A 20,347-nucleotide genomic window follows, 5' to 3' on the forward strand; every position below is an offset into this window, starting at 1 on the left:
CGCCGCCCGCTAGGCTCACCCCGTGGACATCATCCGTGGCGAGGACTGGTACGGTCGCGACCTCGACGGCCTCGAGTTCGACGGGGTGGAGTTCATCGACGTCGACCTGACCGAGGTGCGCACGTCCGGCGCCACGTTCACCGCGTGCACGTTCCGGAAGGTGCGCTTCAACGTCAGCGAGCACACCGACAGCGCCTTCGTGAACTGCACGTTCATCGGCTGCAACTTCTTCGACGCGACGTTCCGGCGGTGCAAGGTCACCGGCAGCAGCTTCAGCGGCTGCGAGTTCGCGTTGCTGAAAGTGGACGGCGGCAACTGGTCGTTCGTGGACCTCGGCCGCGCCGAGCTGCGCGGCGCCGACTTCACCGGGGTGCGGCTGCGGGAGGCCGACCTGAGCAGGGCGCGCTGCACCGAGGCCGTGTTCTCGGGCTGCGACCTCTCGGCGGCGGTGCTCACGGGCGCAGACTTCTCTGCGGCGAACCTCGTCGGCAGCGACCTGACCGGCGTCGACCCGACCGACGTCGGCCTCCGCGGCGCGACCATCGACGAGCGCCAGGCGATCCTCCTGGCGGAGGCCGCCGGGATGGTCGTCGTCCCCACGCCCTCCTGAACAACGAGGGGTCGCAATACGCCGTTCTGCGCCCGCCGTGACGGCGAGTCGCGTCCCCTGAACGCGACGGCGCCCGTCCCCGGTGTCGCGGGGACGGGCGCCGAAGCGGTCGCGGCGTGCGCTACGCGACCTCTTTCACCTGGCCGTGCTTGATGTGCAGCCGGCGCTGGGCGCGTTTGGCGACCGCACTGTCGTGCGTGACGACGATGACGGTGAGGCCGCGGTCGCGCCACAGGCCCTCGAGGAGGTCCATGATCTCGTCGCGGGTCTCCTCGTCGAGGTTGCCGGTCGGCTCGTCGGCCAGCAGCACGTCCGGGTTCTTCACCAGGGCGCGGGCGATCGCGACGCGCTGCTGCTGGCCGCCCGAGAGCTCGGACGGGAGGTGGCTGCCCCGGTCGGCGAGGCCCACCGAGGCGAGCGCCTCCGCGGCGCGGCGCTTACGCTCCTCCGCGCTCACCTTGAGCGGTGCGAGCGCGGTCTCCACGTTCTCCTGGGCGTTCAGCGTCGGGATCAGGTTGAACCCCTGGAAGACGAAGCCGATCTCGTTGGCGCGGATGCCGGTGAGCTTGTGGTCGCCGAGCTTCGACAGGCTCGCCGAGCCGAGCTCGACCGAGCCCGAGGTGGGCCGGTCGAGGGCGCCGAGCATCTGCAGCAGCGTCGACTTGCCCCCGCCGGTCGGGCCCTGGATGGCGACGAGCTGGCCGTCCGGGATCTCCAGCGTGACGTCGCTGAGGGCGATCACCTCGCGGGAGGACTGGCGGTACTTCTTGGTGACGTTCGTGAGGGTGTACACGATGACTCCTTCGGGGTCGGGCCGGGCTCAGGCGACCGAGCGCAGGGCTGCGGCGGGACGGAGACGGGAGGCGCGCCAGCCGCCGATCGCACCGGCGATGAGACCGCCGAGGATGGCGAGCGCGACCGCGCCGACGATGATCCACAGGGTCACCGGGGCGTGCAGGGCGATGTCGGCCGTGGTGGTGGAGGCCGCACGGCGGACTCCGGCGAACGCTCCGCCGCCTCCGGTCCCGCCTCCGAAGCCGCCGCCGAAGCCGCCTGCGCCGGTGCCGGTTCCCGCGCCGCCCGTCCCGGCGCCGGTGCCCCGGCCGGCCGCATTGGCGAAGCCGGAGCCGCCGCCCACGCTGCCGGTCAGAGTCGGGGAGACGATGTTGACGACCCAGACGCCGAGGAGTCCGACCGCGACGCCGATGATGCCGCCGATGAGGCCCTGCACGATCGACTCGCCGGCGACCTGACCGGTGATCCCCCGGTTGGACCAGCCGATCGCCTTGAGGGTGCCGAACTCCCGGGTCCGGCGGGTCACACCGGAGATGGTGAAGAGGATGGCGATGAGGAACGCCGCCGCCAGCACGATCACCGAGAGCCAGGTGCCGAGGTTGGCGATGAGCTGTCCCGCGCTGCCGAGCGAGCCGGAGACGGTGGAGGCCAGGTCGGCCTGGGTGCTGACGGTCGCGCCGGGGAGGGCCTTGGTCAGGTCGGCCTTGATCTGGTCGATGTCGCTGGACGACGACGCCGTGATGTAGACGGAGGAGACCTTGGAGGTCTGACCGGAGAGCGTCTGGGCGACGCCGAGCGGGATGTACGCGTTCGCCGCGGTGGTCGAGTCCGCTCCGGTGGCGGAGACGACGCCGATCACCTTGAAGTCGGTGCCGCCGATGGTGACGGTGTCGCCGACCGCCTTGGACGCGGTCTTGGCGTATGCGGCGTCGAGCACGACCACGTCGGCCGCCTTGTCGGCTGCTGTGAACGTGCGTCCGCTGGAGAGGGTGACGGACGAGAGCGGTCCGACCGACTTGCCGGCCGGGTCGAGGCCCATCACCGAGAACGAGTCGACGGTGAACGAGCTGCCGCCCGCGCCGTCGGCGCCGCCGGTGGGCGGGGGAGTGGAGGCCGTGGAGCCGCCGGCGGCCTGGCGCTGCTGGCGGAGCTGCTGGAAGTTGGGGAGCGTGCCGCTGAAGCTGGTGTTGGTCAGCGACAGCACGGCGGCCGCGGACTGCACGTTCTGGACCTTCTTGGCGGTCGTCAGCGTGGCGGCGTCCATCACGGTGTCGCCGCGGGTGGTCGCCAGCCGCGAGGTGTTCACCTGGCGGCCCGAGCCGGTGTCGGTGCCGGAGTTGGCGCCGAAGTCGAAGCGGGGCCCGCCGCCGGCGCCCTGCTGGGCGGTCGCGCTCTGGGCGGTGGCCGGCTCGGTGATGGTGATGTCGGTGCCGACGCCGTACACGGACTGCAGCACGCTCGCCTGCGCGTCCTTGACGCCGGCGGAGACCGCGTTGACGATGATGACGAGTGCGATCGCGAGGGCCATGCCTATCGCGATGATGATCGTCTGCTTGCGGCGATTGAGGAGCTCGCGCCGCAGATAGGTCCCGAACATTGGCATCCATATCTCTGGGTCGGAAAGTGATTCATCCGAAAGCTAGGTTCGGTGGATTGCGGGTCTCTATGGCGAGGCTATGGATCAGCCGTGTGCCGCTTAGGGTGCTCACATGCGGCGCAGTGACGTCGGTGCACCCTTTCTCAGAAGCTCCATAGCTTTCACAAAGACACCATCAATCCCTCTCCTCATAATGGGAAAGGTGACCATCAATACCCGAGCCGCCTCCGGCCCCTCCAGCCAGCCCCGTACCCTCCTGCGCCGCGCGGACGGCAGCTCGATCCGCGTGCTCGTCGTCGACGACGAGGCGACGCTCACCGATCTGCTCGCGATGGCGCTGCACTACGAGGACTGGGAGGTGAAGACCGCGTCCAACGGGCAGCAGGCTCTGCAGCTCTCCCGCGAGTTCAAGCCGGACGTGGTCGTGCTGGACATCATGCTGCCGGACATCGACGGCCTCCAGGTGCTCTCCCGGATGCGCGCGGACGGCAACGAGGCGCCCGTGCTGTTCCTCACCGCCAAGGACTCCCTCGACGACCGGATCGCCGGGCTCACCGCCGGCGGCGACGACTACGTCACCAAGCCGTTCAGCCTGGAGGAGCTCGTCGCCCGGCTCCGCGGCCTGCTGCGCCGGTCACGCGCGGCCGTCGCCGACCAGGACGACCCGGTGCTCATCGTCGGCGACCTCGTGCTGGACGAGGACAGCTACGAGGTGCACCGCGACGGCGACCCCATCCAGCTCACCGCGACGGAGTTCGAGCTGCTGCGGTTCCTGATGCGCAACCCGCGCCGCGTGCTCAGCAAGGCCCAGATCCTGGACCGCGTCTGGTCGTACGACTTCGGCGGCTCCTCCAGCGTGGTCGAGCTCTACATCTCCTACCTGCGCAAGAAGATCGACGCAGGGCGCCCCGCGATGATCCACACCGTGCGCGGCGCCGGCTACATGGTGAAGGCCGCGCAATGACAGCTGCCCGCACTGCGGGCGCCCCGACCCCCGGCCGTGAGCGCGCCCGGCGCTTCGGCTTCCGTCCGTTCCGAACCTGGACGCTCCGCAGCCGGGTCGTGCTCGTCGTGGTCGCCATGCTCGCCGTGCTCGGCGCGGTGATCGGCACGGTCAGCGTGCTCGCGCTGCAGAACTACCTGATGGAGCGGCTCGACCAGCAGCTCATCAGCGCGCTCGAACGCGGCCAGCACACGGCCGACCGCATCAACGCGGGCGGTCCGACGAATCCCCAGGCCCAGGGCGTCGTCACGACGCCGGGACAGCCGACAGGCACGCTCGGCGCGGTCCGCAGTGCGGGCGGCGGCCTGCTGTTCCCGCCGGTCATCCTCTCCGACCAGCCCTCGTCGACCACCGACCAGCCGCTCGGTCCCAAGCAGGTGACCATCAACGGCCTCGCCCTGCTCACCGTGCCCGCAGACTCCCAGCCGCGCACGGTCGACCTCGGCGACGCCCTCGGCTCGTACCGGATCGCCGCGGCGCAGCTCGACAACGGCGACAGCGTCATCATCGGCCTCCCGCTCAGCGAGGTGACTGCGACCACCCAGCAGCTCACGCTCGTCATCGTGCTCGTGACGCTCGCCGGGCTGATCTTCGCCTTCCTGGCCGCCAGCTTCGTCGTGCGGCTCGCCATGAGGCCGCTCGCCCGGGTCACCGAGACGGCCGAGCAGGTGGCGCACATGCCGCTCGACCGCGGCGACGTCGCGCTGTCGGTGCGCGTCCCCGAGGAGGACACCGACCCGCACACGGAGGTCGGCAAGGTCGGCTCGGCGCTCAACCGGATGCTCGGCCACGTGGCCTCCGCGCTGACCGCCCGGCAGGCGAGCGAGCAGAAGGTGCGCCAGTTCGTCGCCGACGCCAGCCACGAGCTGCGCACGCCGCTCGCCTCGATCCGCGGCTACGCCGAGCTCACCCGGCGGTCGCCGCACGAGCTGCCGCAGGACGTCACCCGCTCGCTGGGCCGCATCGAGTCGGAGGCGACCAGGATGACGTCCCTGGTGGAGGACCTCCTGCTCCTGGCCCGTCTCGACGAGGGACGCGAGCTCGACCGCGACCCGGTGGACCTGTCCCTGCTGCTGATCGACGCCCTCAGCGACGCGCACGCCGCCGGCCCCGACCACACCTGGCACATCGATCTGCCGGAGGAGCCGGTGGAGGTGCTGGGCGACGCCCCGCGGCTGCACCAGGTGGTCATGAACCTCCTCGCGAACGCCCGCGTGCACACGCCGGAGGGCACCAAGGTGGTGGCGGCGCTCGCCGTGGACACGTCCACGCGGGAGGCCGTGGTCACCGTGTCGGACGACGGTCCCGGCATCCCGGAGGAGCTCCGGTCGACGCTGTTCGAGCGGTTCGCCCGCGGCGACAGCAGCCGCAACCGGGCGACCGGCTCGACCGGGCTCGGCCTCGCGATCGTCTCCGCGGTGGTGGAGGCGCACGGCGGCACGGTCACAGTGGCCAGCGAACCGGGCAACACGGTGTTCACGGTGCGACTGCCGCTGGTGGGCGAGCAGCCGCCTGCGGGGGAGCAGCCTGTGGAGGAGGCCGCGTTCCCTGCCGAGACGGTCGAGGACCCGGTGCTGGAGCCAGGGGTCGAGCCTGCACCCGAGAACACGCCTGCGTCGGAAGACACGCGAGAGGGAGCGGACCGGGAGTGACCGGAACCGTCCTGCCCACGGTCGCGTACGGCGACCCCGCCGCCCCGCCGCTGGTGTTCCTGCGCGGCCTGCCGTCCGAGCCCGGCCGCGCCCGCGGCCTGGACGTGCTCACCGAGCGTGTCATCGTCAGCGGCCCGGCGCGCACCCATCGCGTGCACGCCGTCGGCCGGCCGGCGCGCCTGTCGCCGGGCGCAACGATGGCGGAGGTCGCCGAGCTCTATGCCACGATGCTGCGCGGCCGGTTCCGCACGCCCGCGGCGATCATGGGGGTGTCGACGGGCGCCAGCATCGCCCTCCAGCTCGCCGTCGACCATCCCGACCTGGTGAGCTCGCTCGTCGTCGCAGCGGGGGCTGCGACGCTCGGCGCGAACGGGAGGGCCGTCCAGCGCCGCTACGCCGACCTCCTCGGCGCCGGCGACCGCGGCGCGACGTCCGAGCTCGCGCTCGCGACGATGGACTCCCCGCTGCTGGCCCCGGCGGTCCGGCTTGTCACCCGCCTGCTGCCCGGCCCGGCCGACCCGGACGGGCTGCGCGCCCTCGTGGAGGCCGAGGAGCGCTTCGACGTCCGCGACCGGCTGTCGCGCGTCACCGCGCCCGCGCTGGTCGTCTCCGGCGGCCGCGACTTCTTCTATCCGCTGCAGCTCGCCGCGGAGACGGCCCGCGGGCTCCCGCGCGCCTCGCACGTGGTCTATCTCAACCGCTCCCACGCCGGTGTCGCGCTGCATCCGCGGTTCGGGCGGGACGTCGGGGACTTCCTGCGCGCCCAGCGCGGAGCACCGGATTTGCGTGCGACGCCTCCCATCCCGTACCCTTGACGAAGCCAAAGACCGCTGGTTGACGTGCTTGCATGTCCGAAGATCCACTCAGGTGGGGCCCGCGCAGGTGTGTGAAGTGATTCCCGCAGTTCGCTGCGACGACGAGCTCCGTGCCCTTGCGCCGGAGCTTTTTTCTTTGCCCGCGGTCGAGGCGCACACCGCTCCCGCGGTGTGCATGAAGACAACCGAGGAGTAGCCATGGCGAACAAGGAAGCCACGGTCGCCGAGCTCGAAGGACTGTTCGAGAGCTCGACCGCCGTTCTGCTGACCGAGTACCGCGGTCTCACTGTTGCTCAGCTCAAGACGCTGCGCAAGTCCATCAGTGAGCACGCGACGTACGCCGTGGTGAAGAACACGCTGACCAAGATCGCGGCCAACAACCAGGGGATCTCGTCGTTCGACGAGGAACTGGTCGGGCCGTCCGCGATCGCGTTCGTGCACGGCGACCCCGTCGCCGTCGCGAAGGCTCTGCGCGACTTCACCAAGGCAAACCCTCTGCTGGTGGTCAAGGGCGGTTACTTCGACGGTAACCCGCTGACCGCAGAAGAGGTAGGCAAGCTCGCCGACCTCGAGTCCCGTGAGGTTCTGCTGGCCAAGCTGGCCGGCGCCTTCAAGGCCTCGCTGTTCGGAGCCGCATATCTGTTCAACGCACCGCTGTCGAAGGCCGTTCGCACGGTCGACGCGCTGCGTGAGAAGCAGGAGTCCGCTGCGTAAGGTCCGCAAGGGCCCCGCAGCGGTGAGTAACCACACACACTAAGGAGAAAATCATGGCAAAGCTGTCGACTGAGGAGCTGCTCGACGCGTTCAAGGAGCTCACGCTCATTGAGCTCAGCGAGTTCGTGAAGAAGTTCGAGGAGACCTTCGAGGTCACCGCCGCCGCCCCCGTCGCCGTTGCTGCGGCCGGTGCCGGCGCTGCCGCCCCCGTGGAAGAGGTCGAGGAGAAGGACTCCTTCGACGTCGTCCTCGAGGCCGCCGGTGACAAGAAGATCCAGGTCATCAAGGAGGTGCGCGCCCTCACCAGCCTCGGCCTCGGTGAGGCGAAGGCCCTCGTTGACGGCGCGCCGAGCACCGTGCTCGAGGGCGCCAACAAGGAGACCGCCGAGAAGGCGAAGGCTCAGCTCGAAGAGGCTGGCGCCACCGTCAACCTCAAGTAGTCGACGCCCCATCGGGGCTTCTTCTACCGCAGGCTGACAAGCCACGCGACGCGGACTCCTTCTGTAACAGAGTGTTCCGCGTTGTGGAGGGCGTCGCCCCCGTGACGGGGGTGACGCCCTTCGTGGTTTAACCACGAAGGCCGGCCGCAGTGCGGACGCTCGACCCCACCAGAGCGTCCGATCGCGCCTGCCCGCGTGCATCGGTGTGCAAGGACGCACAACCGGAAGAAGAAACCACGATGAATACCTGGCGCACGTTCGCCTCCACCCTGCGCGGACTCGGGGCCGCGCTCCTGCACGGTGACGACCGCGACAGCGGCGCCCACCCGCCGGATCTCTACCGCAGGACCCTCCTGTACGACCGGTACCTGCGGTAACCCGACCATCGAGGGGCACGTCGTTGTCGCTTTCCACACGGAAAAGCGACAACGACGTGCCCCTCGTGCTTGTAGGTTTGCGGGGTGGGTGGTGAGCACGAGCACGAGCACGAGGACGAGGCGCGGGTCGCGTATGACCTGGTGGCCGAGGACTACGCGGCGCTGCTGGAGGGCGAGCTCGAGAAGCTGCCGATCGAGCGGGCGATGCTGACCGCGTTCGCCGAGCAGGTCGCCGCGGACGGCGGGGGAGCGGTGGCCGACATCGGCTGCGGTCCCGGCCGGGTGTCCGGGTTCCTCGCCGGCGTCGGGGTGGACGTGCGCGGCGTCGACCTGTCGCCCGGGATGATCGAGGTCGCGCGACGCGACCACCCCGGCATCCCGTTCGAGGTCGCGTCGATGGCCCGCCTCCCGTACCGGGACGGCGAGCTCGCCGGCGCGCTGGCCTGGTACTCGATCATCCACATCCCGCAGGAGGAGCAGGACGCCGTGTTCGCCGAGTTCGCGCGCGTGCTCCGGCCGGGAGGCCGGCTACTGCTCGGCTTTCAGGTGAGCGAGCAGGGTGACGAGGACGTGGTGCACCTGCGGCAGGCGTACGGCCACGAGCTCGATCTGCGCACCCGGCGTCAGTCGCCCTCCCGCGTGAAGCAGCGCCTGGCCGCGGCCGGCTTCGCTGTGCGGGCGGAGCTGTTCCGGGTGCCGGTGGCTCCCGAGAAGTCGCGGCAGGCGTTCCTGCTGGCTCAGCGCACGGCCGGCTCCGACTCGGAGGCCGCGTCCGCCTCCTGAGCCGCGTGCGCGCGCACCCGGCCGCGCACCACGTACCAGCCCGCGACGAGCAGCGGCACGATGATGACGACGGCCGCGCCGACCGTGAAGGTTCCCATCGGGTAGTCGATGAGGATCAGCACCCCGACCACCACGAGGAAGCCGAGCGTCAGGTAGCTCGTGAACGGCGCCCCGGGCAAGTGGAAGGCAGGCCGGGTGAGCCGGCCGGCCTTGGCGAGCGACTGCAGCTTGAGCTGACAGAGCACGATGACCGCCCAGGCCGTGAGCAGGCCGATGGAGGTCAGGTTGATGCCGATCTCGAACGCCTCGGCGGGCACGACCAGGTTCAGGCCGACACCGACCAGCGCGACGACGCCGGTGATGACGATGCCGCCGTAGGGTACGCCCGCCTTGTTCATCCGCAGCGCGAAGCGGGGCGCCGCACCGCGCAGGGCCAGGGACCGCGCGATCCGGCCGGTGGAGTAGAAGCCCGCGTTGAGCGAGGAGAGCGCAGCGGTCAGCACGACGAGATTCATGATCGCGTCCGCCCCGTCGACGCCGATGGACGAGAAGAAGGTGACGAACGGGCTCTCGCCCGCCGTGAAGGCGGTGTGGGGGAGCAGCAGCGAGAGCAGCAGCACCGACCCCACGTAGAACAGCGCGATCCGCACCAGGATCGTGTTGATCGCGCGCGGCATCGTCTTCTCGGGGTTCTCGGTCTCGCCGGCGGCGGTGCCGATGAGCTCGATGGCGCCGTAGGCGAAGACGACGCCTTGGACGACCAGGATGAGCGGCAGCACACCGTTCGGGAAGAGGCCGCCGTGGTCGGCGAGCAGCGCGAAACCGGGGGTGCGGCCGTCGACCGGAGTGCCGAAGACGACGAAGGCGATGCCGATGACGAGGAAGGCGACCAGGGCGACCACCTTGATGAGGGCGAACCAGAACTCCAGCTCGCCGAACACCTTCACCGAGAGCAGGTTGAGCAGGAGCACCACCGTCAGGGCGACCAGCGCGTAGACCCACTGCGGGACCTCGCCGAGCACCGGGATGTACTTGCCGAAGAAGTGCATGTAGAGAGCGACCGCCGTCACGTCGACGATGCCGATCATGCCCCAGTACATCCAGTACATCCAGCCGGTCACGAAGGCGAGCTTCTCGCCGTAGAACTCGCGGGCGTAGGAGACGAACGAGCCGGAGTCCGGGCGGTGCAGGATCAGCTCGCCCAGCGCACGGAGGATGAGGTAGGCGAACACGCCGCACACCGCGTAGACGATGAGGAGTCCTGGACCGCCGGAGGCGAGGCGGCCGCCGGCCCCCAGGAAGAGCCCGGTCCCGATCGCGCCGCCGATGGCGATCATCTGGATGTGCCGTCGCTTGAGGCCCTTGTGATACGTGCCGTCGCCGGCCGGGTCGGTGGAGGTCATCCGGAGAGTCAACCAGGTGAGGTGTGAGATATCGGGCCGACTTGATTTATATAGGCCAGCTATATAAAATGGCTGCGTGACCGAAACACTGCACTCCCCGCTCGACACCGCTCAGCTCCGCCAGACCCTCGGCGACCTCGTCGTCGCCAGCCACCGCCTCACCCGGCTGGCCGCGCACGTCACCGGCAGCACCGAGTCCCCGGCGACCTGGCGGACCCTCAGCGTGCTGCAGACCGTCGGCGCGATGCGGCTCGGCGAGCTCGCCTCCCAGAGCCGCGTATCCCAGCCCACGATGACCAAGCTCGTGCGCAACCTCGTCGAGTCGGAGTGGGTCAAGCGGATCGCCGACGTGGACGACGCCCGCGCCTGGCAGATCGCGATCACCCCGAAGGGCGCCGCCGCGCTCCAGGACTGGCGCGACACGCTGTCGGAGGCCCTCGTGCCGATGTTCGCCGACCTCCGCGACGACGAGCTGGCCGCCATGCGGGCCACCGTCGAGATCATCGCCTCGCGCGTCGACCTGTCCGCCGCGACGTCGGCGGCCGTCGGCGGCCGCTGAGGCATTCACCTCACCGTTCACTCTTCATCTCTCTGCAGACCTAGGAGGCCTCACCCGTCCATGTCCCCTCAGAAGCCGGACAACATCCTCAAGCAGCCGACCGCCGTCTGGGCCGTCGCGTTCGCGTCGGTCATCGCCTTCATGGGCATCGGCCTCGTGGACCCGATCCTCCCCGCCATCGCGGCCAGCCTGCAGGCGACCCCGACGCAGACCGAGATGCTCTTCACGAGCTACCTGCTGATCACGGGTGTCGCGATGTTCTTCACGAGCTGGATCTCCAGCCGCATCGGCGCCAAGCGCACCCTGTTGATCGGCCTCGCGCTGATCGTGGTGTTCGCGCTGGCCGCCGGGCTGTCGCAGAACGTGTGGACGATCATCGGCTTCCGCGCCGGCTGGGGTCTCGGCAACGCGCTCTTCATCTCCACGGCGCTCGCGACCATCGTCGGAGCCGCCGCGGGCGGGACGTCGGCGGCGATCATCCTCTACGAAGCCGCGCTGGGCCTGGGCATCGCCATCGGCCCGCTGCTCGGCGGTCTGCTCGGCAGCTGGAGCTGGCGCGGGCCGTTCTTCGGCACCGCGACCTTGATGGCCATCGGCTTCATCGCGATCGTCGTCATGCTCAAGAAGAACCCGGAGAAGCCCGTCCCGACGAAGCTCTCGGCCCCGTTCCGCGCGCTCGGCCGGCCCGCGCTGGGCTTCCTGGCCGCCGCCGCGCTGTTCTACAACATCGGCTTCTTCGTGCTGCTGGCGTACACGCCGTTCGCGCTGGCCGACCTCGGCGTCAAGGACGCGATCACACTCGGGCTGATCTTCTTCGGCTGGGGCGTCGCGCTGGCGGTCACTTCGGTCCTGGTGGCGCCGCTCCTCACGGCGCGGCTGCCGCGGACCCGCGTGCTGTGGCTGATCATGCCGCTGCTCGCGCTCGACCTGGCCGCCGCCGGCCTGCTGGTGGGCTCGCTGGTCGCGCTGATCGTGTGCGTGATCGTCGGCGGGCTGCTGCTCGGCATCCTGAACACCGTGCTGACCGAGTGCGTGATGGAGGCCACCGACCTGCCGCGCGCTGTCGCCTCCAGTGCGTATTCCGGCGTCCGGTTCCTCGGCGGCGCGATCGCCCCGCCGGCGGCCACCCTGCTGGCGAGCCTGTTCGCCCGGTCGACCCCGTTCTACGCCGGCGCCATCTCGGTCCTGATCGCCGCTGCCCTGGTCATGCTCGGGCACAAGCACCTCAAGCGCGTCGACGCCCCGCACGAGACGCGCGAGCAGGAGGCGGAAGTCCTGGCTCTGGCCGACGCGGACTGACCTGAACCGGTTCAAAAAGCGAAGAGCCGCCCTGTCCTAGTCAGGGCGGCTCTTCCCGTACGCGCCGAAGCGTCGGTACGGACGGACTGTCGGCGGTCGATCGTGCCTACCCGAAAGGCGCGATCGGCCAACGGCCGCATGACCTATTGTTTCAGATCGCGGGACGCTGATCGTTCATATCCGGACGGATTCGTGCAAATCCGCAATGATTCACCCGGCGCGTGTACGGATTCGCAGGGCTCAGCGCGGCGGCGCGGTCGATCGGCGCATCACAAGATGCGCAGATGAGCGCACCGATCCGGTCCGCGGCTCTCCGCCGCCCAGCTCGTCCAGGAGGATGCGCGTCGCCACCGCCCCCTGCTCGAACGGGCTCTGCGCCATCGTGGTGAGCCCGAAGCACTCCGCGAAATCGTGGTCGTCGATGCCGATGACGGAGAGGTCCTCCGGCACGCGCAGTCCGTGATCGCCCGCGGCGAGGATCGCGCCCATCGCCATCTCGTCCGAGCCGGCGAACACCGCCGTCGGGCGCGGGCCCGGGCGGTCGAGCAGTCGGTTCATCGCCGCGCGGCCCTCGGGGAGGGAGAACCCGCCGGGGATGACCCACTCCGGCCGCACCGGGAGGTGGGCGGACTTCATGGCCTTCTCGAAACCCCGCAGGCGCCCGAGCGGGACGTTGCTGTTGAGGCCTTCCTCGTCCTCGCCGCCGATGTGCGCGATGTCGGTGTGACCGAGGCCGATCAGGTGGTTCGTGGCCTCCTTGGCGGTGGCCTTCTCGTCGATCCCGACGCTGCGCAGCCCCTTGACCGGCCCACCGACCACGATGGTCGGGTGGCCGAGCGATGCGAGCTGCTCGCGCTCGTCCGGCGTGAAGTCGAGGCACAGCGCCAGCAGCGCGTCCGTGCGCTTGCGCAGGATGCTGCGGTGGAAGACCCGCTCCCGGTCGCCGCGATGGCCGCCCAGGTTGAACAGGATCATGTCGTAGCTGGCCGAGCGCAACTCCGCGTCGACGCCCTCCAGCACCTGCGTGTAGAACCAGCGGCTCACCGAGGGGACGACGACGCCGAGCGCCAGGGTGCGCCCGCTGGCCAATCCTGACGCGCTCGACGACGCGACGTAGCCGAGCTCGTCGGCGGCGCGCCGCACCGCTGCGCGCGTCGTGTCCGACACGTTGGGGAGCCCCCGCAGCGCCCGCGAGACCGTCGCCGTGGAGACGCCGGTCGCGCGCGCGACCTCCTCGATCCCTGCCATGATCCCCCCGTCAGGAGTCCTGGCCCGCTCGTGCCTCCTCCGCCCGCAGGCGCGCCGCCACGATGCGGTGGCGCGCCTGCAACAGAGCGATGAAGATCACGACGAGCACGAGCGAGATCAGCGCCCACGTCAGCGCGGGTTGACCGGTCAGCTCGCAGACGGCTGTGATGATCGCGAAAGCCGCCCCGAAGAAGCCGACGAAGCCGAGGCCGATCTCGACGAGCTCCTTCGGGTCGGTCACGCGCATCGGTCAGCCCTTCACTCCACCTGCGGTCAGGCCCGCCACGATCCGGCGCTGGAAGATCAGCACCAGGATGATGAGCGGGACGGTCACGATCGTACCGGCTGCCATGATGGCGGTGTACGGCTCCTGGTGCGGCTGGCTCCCGGTGAACGAGGCGATGGCGACCGTCACCGGCTGCGTCGCGTCGCTCGAGAGCTGGCTGGAGATCAGGAACTCGTTCCAGGACGAGATGAACGCCAGGATCGCGGTCGTGAACACGGCGGGCGCCGCCAGCGGCAGGATGATCTTGCGGAACGCCTGCGCCTGGGTGCACCCGTCGATCCGTGCGGCCTCCTCCAGGTCCCACGGCATCTCGCGGAAGAACGAGACGAGCGTGTAGACCGTCAGCGGGAGGGCGAACGAGATCTCCGGGATGATCAGCGCCTGGTAGGTGCCCATCCACCCGATGTTCGTGAAGAGCTGGAACAGCGGGGTGATGAGCGCGACGCCCGGGAACATCGAGGCGGCGAGGATGATGCCGAGCACGATGCCCTTGCCCAGGAACTCCAGGCGGGCGAGCGCGTACGAGGCGAAGATGCCGACGACCAGGGAGATCACGGTGACGCAGACGCCGATGAACAGCGAGTTCAGCAGCGCCTGGCCGAGGTGGTTGCCCAGGTTGGTCGACAGTGCCGTCACGTAGTTGTCGAACGTGATGTGCGTGAACCACGGCGTGTTGTCACTGGTGTAGCCGACGTCGCGGAACGACGTCACGACCATCCAGTAGAACGGCAGCAGACACCACAGCACGATGACCAGCGCCTGCACGATGGTGCGGGTGTTCTGGTTGCGGTTGCGGGATCGCGTGCGGCTCTTCGTGCGCGGGCGGGCGGGTGCGTTCGTGTCGGAGGTGGCCGTTGTGGGGCCGGCGACGGTGGTCATCACTTCGCTCCCTTCGCTTGCGTCTCCTGCGTTCGCACCACGTTCGTGCCGAGGAACCGCACGAAGATGAACGCGACCAGGAAGATCAGGATGAACGTGATGGTGGAGAGGGCGGCAGCGCTGTTGAAGCCCTGCCTGATCTGATCGACCACGAGGATGGACAGTGTCGTCGTCGCATGGCCTGTGCCACCGCCGCCGCCTGTCAGGATCTGCGGCAGGTCGTAGATGCGGAGGGCGTCGAGGGTGCGGAACAGGATCGCGACCATCAGCGCCGGCTTCAGCAGCGGCATCGTGACGCGCCAGAAGCGCTGCCACGTGCTCGCGCCGTCCATCTTCGCCGCCTCGTAGACGTCCTCCGGGATGATCTGGAGGCCGGCCAGGATGAGCAGCGCCATGAACGGCGTCGTCTTCCAGGTGTCGGCGATGATGACCGCGAACCGGGACGCCCATTCGTCGCTCGTCCAGAGGATGTGCGCGTTGAGGACGGCGTTCGCGACACCGGCGACCGAGAAGATGAAGAACCAGAGCTTGGCGGTGACGGCGGTGGGGATCGCCCACGGGATCAGGATGGCCGCGCGGACGAAGCCGCGGCCGCGGAAGGCGCGGTTCATGATGAGCGCGAACCAGAGGCCGAGGACGGTCTCGAGGATGACGGTCGTGATCGTGAAGAAGAAGGTGACCCCGACGGCGCTCCAGAAGGTGGAGCCGAGGTTGCCGGGCGGGCACGAGACCGTGGTCCCGTTCGGGCCGGCGCACTGCTGGAACAGCCAGTGGGCGTAGTTCTGGAATCCGGCGAAGCCGCCCTGGACGAACAGGCCCGTCGCCGGGTCGAGCCCTGCGTCCTTCTGGAACGACATCACGACGGCGCTGACGATCGGGTACCCGATCACGATGGCGAGCAGGATCAGCGTGGGGAGGATGAGGTAGAGGGCCCAGCGGCTCTGCTGGCGGCGGGTGTGCTTGACTCCGGCGCGCTGCTCGGGCGGCCTGTTATTTGTTGCTGAGGGGGCGACGACGTTCGACGTTGACATGTGCGGCCTCCGGGGAGAAAGCGGTGGGGGTGGGGAGCCGGGCGGCGGGAATGGTCCCGCCGCCCGGCGACCGTGGTGGGGCCTACTGGCCCGCGCTCGCGGTCTTGATGGCCGCGGACATGTCCTTCAGTGCCTGATCGACCGACTTGTCGCCCTTCAGGGCGGCGTAGGCGTTGTCCTGAACGGCCTTGGTGATGGCCGGGTAGAACGGCGAAACGGGACGCGGGACCGCGTTCTCGATCGACGTCTTCAGGGTGCTCAGGTACGGCAGCTGGCTGTTCAGGCCAGGGTCGCTGTACAGCGAGGACAGCACAGGCGCGAGCGAGCCCTGCGTCACGAAGAACTTCTGGGTCTCTTCGCTCTGCAGGAACTGCAGGAAGGCGAACGCGGTCGCCTTGTGCTTGCTGTAGACGCTGATCGCGGCGTTGTGACCGCCCAGGCTGGACACGCCCGGCTTGTCGGCCGTGATGCCCGGCAGCGGCGCGATGCCGAAGGTGTCCTTCACCGTGGACGATCCGTCGGTCTTGGCCAGGTTGTAGACGTACGGCCAGTTGCGCAGGAACATCAGCTTGCCGGCCTCGAACGCCTGACGGCCCTGCTCCTCCTGGTAGGTGATGGCCTCGGCCGGGATCTGGCCGTTCTTGAAGCCGTCCACCAGGCGGGTCAGACCCGCGTTGGCCTGCGAGCTGTCGACGGTGACGGTCTTGCCGTCGTCGCCGACGATGGTGCCGCCGTTGGTGTTGATGGCCTCGGCCACGTTCACCGTCAGGCCCTCGTACTGGGCGAACTGACCGGCGTAGCAGCCGATGCCCTTCGCCTTGGCGACGTCGCAGTCCTTCAGCATCTCATCCCACGTCTTGGGCGGGCTGGAGACGAGATCCTTGCGGTAGTACAGGATTCCGCCGTCGGAGGTCTGCGGCGCCGCGTACTGGGTGCCGTTGTACGTGCCCGACTTGACCGTCGGCGCGAGCAGCTTCGAGTTGTCCATCTTCAGGTTGCCGGTGAGCGGCTGCAGCCAGCCCTTCGCGGCGAACTCGCCCGTCCACACGACGTCGACATCGACGACGTCGTAGTTCGGGTCCTTCGCCTGGAAGTGCTGCACGAGGTCGTCGTGCTGCTGGTCGGCCTGGTCGGTCTGCTCCTTGAAGGTGACCTTCTCGCTGGGGTGTGCTGCGTTCCACTTGTCGACCAGGGGACGGACGACGTTGGAGTTGTCCTTGCCCTGTACGTAGGTGATGGGGCCCTTGCTGTCGAGGTTGGCGCTGGCGTCTCCGCCCGAGCTACTGCCTCCTGAACCGCCGCCGGTGCATCCCGCAAGTGCGATGCCGGCGAGGGCGACTCCTGCGATCACGGAGAGACGTGCTGCTTTCATTTCACTCCTCGTTGAGTATTTGGTGCTCGTGTCGAGCATGGTGCTCTTGGTGCAGGCGCGGGTGCGCCCGGGCTCAACGTACTCCCGCCGATAATTCTGTGCAAGCGTTTACGTCAAGCGCTTGCATTGCGATTGGGTCACGGTGGGGTCTACCCACGAGCGGGGGCACGGTGTTCCTCCGACGGCGTAACCGGCCCGGAGTCCGCACCCACGACGCCGACGTAGGCTTTCGGTGTGAGCGGAATGCGTGGCATGGTCGGAGGCGGCGGTCCCATGCGCTCGCGGGTCAGCACCGGCGACGCGGCGGCCCAGCGGGCGCTGAACGCGGAGGCGCCGCGCATCCCGCACCTGTTCCGCCGGATCGTGTCGCTGTTCGCCGCACACAGGGCCGCCATCATCATGACGATGGTGCTGGTGCTGATCGGTGCTGCGCTGTCCGTCGTCCCGCCGCTGCTCACCCAGCGCGCCTTCGACCACGGGCTGTTCCCGAAGTCCGGGACGCCGGACATGCCGGTGCTGATCGAGATCGTCGTGATCATGATCGTGGTCTTCGTCGGGTCAGCGCTGCTCGGCGTCTGGCAGACCTACCTGACCTCGTCGGTCGGCAACAAGGTGATGGGCGCGCTGCGGGTGCGGCTGTTCTCGCACCTGCAGTCGATGGAGCTGAGCTTCTTCACCAAGACCAAGACCGGCATCATCCAGTCGCGGCTGCAGAACGACGTCGGCGGCGTCGCCAACGTGCTCACCAACACCATGTCGAGCATCCTCGGCAACACGGTCACGGTGATCGCGGCGCTGGTGGCGATGCTGCTGCTCAACTGGCAGCTCACCATCGTGGCGGTCATCCTGATGCCCATCCTGGTGATCGCCCAGCGCCGGGTCGGCCAGGTGCGCGCACGGATCGCGACCCGGACCCAGGAGTCGCTGTCGGACATGACCGCGATCACGCAGGAGACGCTGAGCGTGTCCGGCATCCTTCTCTCGAAGAGCTTCAACCGGCAGCAGGCCGAGATCGAGCGCTACTCGGACGAGAACCGGACCCAGATCCGGCTGCAGGTGTCGCAGTCGATGAGCGGGCAGTGGTTCTTCGCGATGGTGAACATCTTCCTGTCGTCCATCCCGGCGATCGTCTACCTGGTCTCGGGCTGGCTGATCCTCGGCGGGGCGACGGACATCACCGGCGGGCACGATCGTCGCGTTCACGACGGTGCAGGCGCGGCTGCTGTTCCCGCTGCTCGCGCTCATGCGGGTGGCGCTGGACCTGCAGACCTCCGGCGCCCTGTTCGCCCGGATCTTCGAGTACCTCGACCTGAAGCCGGCCATCGCCGACCGGCCGGACGCCGTGCCGGTCGACCCGGGCCGCGACCTCGGCCGCATCGAGTTCGACCACGTGGTGTTCCGCTATCCGGACGCCCGGCCGGGGGAGCGCAACACCCTGGACGACGTGTCGTTCACGATCGAGCCCGGCGAGTTCGCCGCGTTCGTCGGGCCGAGCGGCGCGGGCAAGACCACGGTGAGCTACCTCATCCCGCGGTTCTACGACACGACCTCCGGGCGCATCGTGTTCGGGGACACCGACCTGCGCGACCTGCAGCAGGACTCCCTGGTCTCGCACATCGGCGTGGTCAGCCAGGAGACCTACCTCTTCCACGCGACCATCGCCGAGAACCTCCGGTACGCGCGTCCGGACGCGACGCAGGCCGAACTGGAGGCCGCGGCGACTCGGGCGAACATCCACGAGACGATCGTGAGCTTCCCGGACGGCTACGACACGATCGTGGGGGAGCGCGGCTACCGGCTGTCGGGCGGCGAGAAGCAGCGCATCGCGATCGCGCGGGTGCTGCTGAAGGACCCGGAGGTGCTCATCCTCGACGAGGCGACGAGCGCGCTCGACACCATCTCGGAGCGGGTCGTGCAGCAAGCGCTGGACACAGCCTCCCGCGGGCGCACGACCATCGCGATCGCGCACCGGCTGTCCACGATCGTCGCCGCGGACGTCATCTTCGTGATCGACCACGGGCAGGTGGTCGAGCGCGGGACGCACCGCGAGCTCCTGGAGGTCGGCGGCGTCTACGCGCGCCTGTACCGCGAGCAGACCGAGACCGCCCTCCTCGACGACTGACCCCTTCTCCCGGCGCCGAGGGGCACGTGAACGCCCCTAAAAGGGTGTTGTAGGGGCGTTTACGTGCCCCTCGATCATTGTTAGGCTGGGCTAACAACGAGGTTAGGGGCGGGCGACTATGGCGCTGGAGGTCGTGGAGCGGCCCGCGCGCTCCCGCCTGCGCCTCTGGTTCCTGCTCGGCCCGGCCTTCGTCGCGGCGATCGCGTATGTCGACCCGGGCAACGTCGCGGCCAACCTCACCGCGGGCGCGCGCTACGGCTACCTCCTGGTCTGGGTGCTCGTCGCGGCCAACGGGATCGCGGTCTTCGTGCAGTACCAGTCCGCGAAGCTCGGCATCGTCACCGGCCGCAGCCTCCCCGAGCTCCTCGGCGCGCGGCTCGGCACCGGGGCACGGCGCGCGTACTGGGCGCAGGCCGAGCTCGTCGCGGCCGCGACCGACATCGCCGAGGTGATCGGCGGGGCCATCGCGCTGAACCTGCTGTTCGGCCTGCCGCTCCCGGTCGGCGGCCTCATCGTCGGCGTCGCCGCCATCGGGCTGCTCGCCGTGCAGACCCATGGCGGGCAGCGGCCGTTCGAGGCGGTCGTCCTCGTGCTGCTCGGGGTGATCGCCGTGGGCTTCCTGGCCGGGCTCGTCGTGAGCCCTGTCGACTGGAGGGCGGCGGCGTCCGGGCTGGTGCCGCGTTTCGACGGGGCGCCCACGGTGCTGCTGGCCGCGAGCATGCTCGGCGCGACGGTCATGCCGCACGCGATCTACCTGCACTCGGCGCTCGCCCGCGACCGGCACGGCGCCGGCGGCGACGAGGGGCGCACGCGCACGCTGCTCCGGGCCACCCGGCTGGACGTCGTCCTCGCGCTGGTGCTGGCCGGCGCGGTCAACATCGCGATGCTGCTGCTCGCCGCATCCGCGCTGCCGGGGGTCGCGGGCACCGACACGATCGAGGGCGCGCACGCCGCGATCAGCGCGGCGCTCGGACCGGCGATCGGCGTGATCTTCGCGGTCGGGCTGCTGGCGTCCGGGCTGGCGTCGACCTCGGTCGGGAGCTACGCCGGCGCGACGATCATGAGCGGCCTGCTGCGCGTGCGGGTGCCGCTGCTCGCCCGGCGGATCGTCACGCTCATTCCGGCTGTCGTCATCCTGTGGCTCGGCGCCGACCCGACCTGGGCGCTGGTGCTGTCGCAGGTGTTCCTGAGCCTCGGCATCCCGTTCGCGATGATCCCGCTGCTGCGGCTGACCGGGTCGCGTGCGGTGATGGGGAAGCGGGCGGACGCCGGCTGGGTGCGGGTCGTGGGCTGGGGCGTCGCCGCGCTCGTGGTGGCGCTCAACCTCGCGCTGGTGGCGTTCACACTGCTGCCGCAGTGAGC

20 protein-coding genes and 1 pseudogene are annotated in these 20,347 nt (G+C 69.5%); 12 read left to right on the plus strand and 9 right to left on the minus strand.

Going from position 1 to position 20,347, the window contains the following annotated elements; translation table 11 throughout:
* Positions 1 to 22: 22 nt before the first annotated feature.
* On the plus strand, positions 23 to 610 hold the full coding sequence (locus tag ABH923_RS15540) for a pentapeptide repeat-containing protein (protein WP_370056292.1): 588 nt from the start codon (positions 23 to 25) through the stop codon (positions 608 to 610).
* Between the two features lie 121 nt (positions 611 to 731).
* Here ABH923_RS15540 and ABH923_RS15545 read toward each other — a convergent pair whose 3' ends face one another.
* Together ABH923_RS15545 and ABH923_RS15550 are read right to left on the minus strand one after the other, a co-directional pair.
* Complete coding sequence (locus ABH923_RS15545; protein WP_370056293.1) at positions 732 to 1,403, minus strand: ABC transporter ATP-binding protein; 672 nt, start codon at positions 1,401 to 1,403, stop codon at positions 732 to 734.
* Positions 1,404 to 1,430: 27 nt separating this feature from the next.
* Entirely contained in the window at positions 1,431 to 3,002 is a 1,572-nt protein-coding gene (locus tag ABH923_RS15550) for an ABC transporter permease (RefSeq protein WP_370056294.1), read from the minus strand.
* 193 nt (positions 3,003 to 3,195) lie between these two features.
* Between ABH923_RS15550 and ABH923_RS15555 the strand changes: the two genes are divergently transcribed.
* The 7 genes from ABH923_RS15555 (at position 3,196) to ABH923_RS15585 (ending at position 8,786) form a co-directional block, all read left to right on the plus strand.
* Positions 3,196 to 3,966, plus strand: coding sequence for a response regulator transcription factor (locus ABH923_RS15555; RefSeq protein WP_370056295.1), 771 nt, complete (start codon positions 3,196 to 3,198; stop codon positions 3,964 to 3,966).
* Positions 3,963 to 5,657 (plus strand): sensor histidine kinase, encoded by a 1,695-nt coding sequence (locus ABH923_RS15560; RefSeq protein ID WP_370056296.1) that lies wholly within the window; start codon positions 3,963 to 3,965, stop codon positions 5,655 to 5,657. The genes ABH923_RS15555 and ABH923_RS15560 overlap by 4 nt, the downstream gene beginning before the upstream one ends.
* Positions 5,654 to 6,472: an alpha/beta fold hydrolase gene (locus ABH923_RS15565; protein ID WP_370056297.1), complete on the plus strand. Its 819-nt coding sequence runs from the start codon at positions 5,654 to 5,656 to the stop codon at positions 6,470 to 6,472. The genes ABH923_RS15560 and ABH923_RS15565 overlap by 4 nt, the downstream gene beginning before the upstream one ends.
* 198 nt (positions 6,473 to 6,670) lie before the next feature.
* Complete coding sequence (gene rplJ / locus ABH923_RS15570; protein WP_369960998.1) at positions 6,671 to 7,186, plus strand: 50S ribosomal protein L10; 516 nt, start codon at positions 6,671 to 6,673, stop codon at positions 7,184 to 7,186.
* A 53-nt stretch (positions 7,187 to 7,239) separates the two neighbouring features.
* Entirely contained in the window at positions 7,240 to 7,626 is a 387-nt protein-coding gene (gene rplL / locus ABH923_RS15575) for a 50S ribosomal protein L7/L12 (protein WP_370056298.1), read from the plus strand.
* 239 nt (positions 7,627 to 7,865) lie between these two features.
* On the plus strand, positions 7,866 to 8,003 hold the full coding sequence (locus ABH923_RS15580; RefSeq protein WP_179607953.1) for a hypothetical protein: 138 nt from the start codon (positions 7,866 to 7,868) through the stop codon (positions 8,001 to 8,003).
* A gap of 84 nt (positions 8,004 to 8,087) precedes the next feature.
* Positions 8,088 to 8,786 (plus strand): class I SAM-dependent methyltransferase, encoded by a 699-nt coding sequence (locus tag ABH923_RS15585; protein ID WP_370056299.1) that lies wholly within the window; start codon positions 8,088 to 8,090, stop codon positions 8,784 to 8,786.
* On the opposite strand, the gene ABH923_RS15590 is transcribed toward ABH923_RS15585, so the two are convergent.
* Positions 8,741 to 10,189 (minus strand): amino acid permease, encoded by a 1,449-nt coding sequence (locus ABH923_RS15590; protein WP_370056300.1) that lies wholly within the window; start codon positions 10,187 to 10,189, stop codon positions 8,741 to 8,743. The two genes, ABH923_RS15585 and ABH923_RS15590, sit on opposite strands and share 46 nt — an antisense overlap.
* A 76-nt stretch (positions 10,190 to 10,265) precedes the next feature.
* Between ABH923_RS15590 and ABH923_RS15595 the strand changes: the two genes are divergently transcribed.
* Together ABH923_RS15595 and ABH923_RS15600 are read left to right on the plus strand one after the other, a co-directional pair.
* Positions 10,266 to 10,748, plus strand: a complete 483-nt coding sequence (locus ABH923_RS15595) for a MarR family winged helix-turn-helix transcriptional regulator (RefSeq protein WP_370056301.1) — start codon at positions 10,266 to 10,268, stop codon at positions 10,746 to 10,748.
* 60 nt (positions 10,749 to 10,808) lie between these two features.
* Positions 10,809 to 12,047 (plus strand): MFS transporter, encoded by a 1,239-nt coding sequence (locus ABH923_RS15600; protein WP_370056302.1) that lies wholly within the window; start codon positions 10,809 to 10,811, stop codon positions 12,045 to 12,047.
* Positions 12,048 to 12,287: 240 nt separating this feature from the next.
* On the opposite strand, the gene ABH923_RS15605 is transcribed toward ABH923_RS15600, so the two are convergent.
* The 6 genes from ABH923_RS15605 to ABH923_RS15630 all read right to left on the minus strand — a co-directional run bounded on the left by ABH923_RS15605 (position 12,288) and on the right by ABH923_RS15630 (position 17,402).
* Entirely contained in the window at positions 12,288 to 13,295 is a 1,008-nt protein-coding gene (locus ABH923_RS15605; RefSeq protein ID WP_370056303.1) for a LacI family DNA-binding transcriptional regulator, read from the minus strand.
* Positions 13,296 to 13,305: 10 nt separating this feature from the next.
* Positions 13,306 to 13,542 carry a hypothetical protein gene (locus ABH923_RS15610; protein ID WP_370056304.1) on the minus strand — a complete coding sequence of 79 codons (237 nt, stop codon included), beginning with the start codon at positions 13,540 to 13,542 and terminating at the stop codon, positions 13,306 to 13,308.
* A gap of 3 nt (positions 13,543 to 13,545) precedes the next feature.
* Positions 13,546 to 14,460: a carbohydrate ABC transporter permease gene (locus tag ABH923_RS15615; protein ID WP_370056306.1), complete on the minus strand. Its 915-nt coding sequence runs from the start codon at positions 14,458 to 14,460 to the stop codon at positions 13,546 to 13,548.
* Positions 14,460 to 15,491, minus strand: a complete 1,032-nt coding sequence (locus ABH923_RS15620) for a carbohydrate ABC transporter permease (protein WP_370056307.1) — start codon at positions 15,489 to 15,491, stop codon at positions 14,460 to 14,462. The genes ABH923_RS15615 and ABH923_RS15620 overlap by 1 nt, the downstream gene beginning before the upstream one ends.
* Positions 15,492 to 15,573: 82 nt before the next feature.
* Positions 15,574 to 16,863, minus strand: coding sequence for an ABC transporter substrate-binding protein (locus ABH923_RS15625; RefSeq protein WP_370056309.1), 1,290 nt, complete (start codon positions 16,861 to 16,863; stop codon positions 15,574 to 15,576).
* Between the two features lie 149 nt (positions 16,864 to 17,012).
* Positions 17,013 to 17,402 carry a hypothetical protein gene (locus ABH923_RS15630; protein ID WP_370057414.1) on the minus strand — a complete coding sequence of 130 codons (390 nt, stop codon included), beginning with the start codon at positions 17,400 to 17,402 and terminating at the stop codon, positions 17,013 to 17,015.
* Between ABH923_RS15630 and ABH923_RS15635 the strand changes: the two are divergent.
* Positions 17,314 to 18,985: pseudogene (locus tag ABH923_RS15635) on the plus strand (ABC transporter ATP-binding protein). The gene ABH923_RS15630 and the pseudogene ABH923_RS15635 overlap by 89 nt on opposite strands.
* Positions 18,986 to 19,103: 118 nt before the next feature.
* Positions 19,104 to 20,345 (plus strand): Nramp family divalent metal transporter, encoded by a 1,242-nt coding sequence (locus ABH923_RS15640; protein ID WP_370056310.1) that lies wholly within the window; start codon positions 19,104 to 19,106, stop codon positions 20,343 to 20,345.
* Positions 20,346 to 20,347: the final 2 nt, after the last annotated feature.

Origin of the sequence: Leifsonia sp. EB41, from assembly GCF_041262565.1 — a bacterium.
GTDB lineage: Bacteria > Actinomycetota > Actinomycetes > Actinomycetales > Microbacteriaceae > Leifsonia.

What these genes read in the sequence shown, in the direction of transcription:
- ABH923_RS15550 (WP_370056294.1), bottom strand. Translation starts at nt 3,002, where the DNA reads ATGTTCGGGACCTATCTGCGGCGCGAGCTCCTCAATCGCCGCAAGCAG.
- ABH923_RS15555 (WP_370056295.1), top strand. Translation starts at nt 3,196, where the DNA reads ATGGGAAAGGTGACCATCAATACCCGAGCCGCCTCCGGCCCCTCCAGC.
- ABH923_RS15560 (WP_370056296.1), top strand. Translation starts at nt 3,963, where the DNA reads ATGACAGCTGCCCGCACTGCGGGCGCCCCGACCCCCGGCCGTGAGCGC.
- rplJ (WP_369960998.1), top strand. Translation starts at nt 6,671, where the DNA reads ATGGCGAACAAGGAAGCCACGGTCGCCGAGCTCGAAGGACTGTTCGAG.
- rplL (WP_370056298.1), top strand. Translation starts at nt 7,240, where the DNA reads ATGGCAAAGCTGTCGACTGAGGAGCTGCTCGACGCGTTCAAGGAGCTC.
- ABH923_RS15580 (WP_179607953.1), top strand. Translation starts at nt 7,866, where the DNA reads ATGAATACCTGGCGCACGTTCGCCTCCACCCTGCGCGGACTCGGGGCC.
- ABH923_RS15590 (WP_370056300.1), bottom strand. Translation starts at nt 10,189, where the DNA reads ATGACCTCCACCGACCCGGCCGGCGACGGCACGTATCACAAGGGCCTC.
- ABH923_RS15600 (WP_370056302.1), top strand. Translation starts at nt 10,809, where the DNA reads ATGTCCCCTCAGAAGCCGGACAACATCCTCAAGCAGCCGACCGCCGTC.
- ABH923_RS15605 (WP_370056303.1), bottom strand. Translation starts at nt 13,295, where the DNA reads ATGGCAGGGATCGAGGAGGTCGCGCGCGCGACCGGCGTCTCCACGGCG.
- ABH923_RS15610 (WP_370056304.1), bottom strand. Translation starts at nt 13,542, where the DNA reads ATGCGCGTGACCGACCCGAAGGAGCTCGTCGAGATCGGCCTCGGCTTC.
- ABH923_RS15615 (WP_370056306.1), bottom strand. Translation starts at nt 14,460, where the DNA reads ATGACCACCGTCGCCGGCCCCACAACGGCCACCTCCGACACGAACGCA.
- ABH923_RS15620 (WP_370056307.1), bottom strand. Translation starts at nt 15,491, where the DNA reads ATGTCAACGTCGAACGTCGTCGCCCCCTCAGCAACAAATAACAGGCCG.
- ABH923_RS15625 (WP_370056309.1), bottom strand. Translation starts at nt 16,863, where the DNA reads ATGAAAGCAGCACGTCTCTCCGTGATCGCAGGAGTCGCCCTCGCCGGC.
- ABH923_RS15630 (WP_370057414.1), bottom strand. Translation starts at nt 17,402, where the DNA reads ATGATCACGACGATCTCGATCAGCACCGGCATGTCCGGCGTCCCGGAC.
- ABH923_RS15640 (WP_370056310.1), top strand. Translation starts at nt 19,104, where the DNA reads ATGGCGCTGGAGGTCGTGGAGCGGCCCGCGCGCTCCCGCCTGCGCCTC.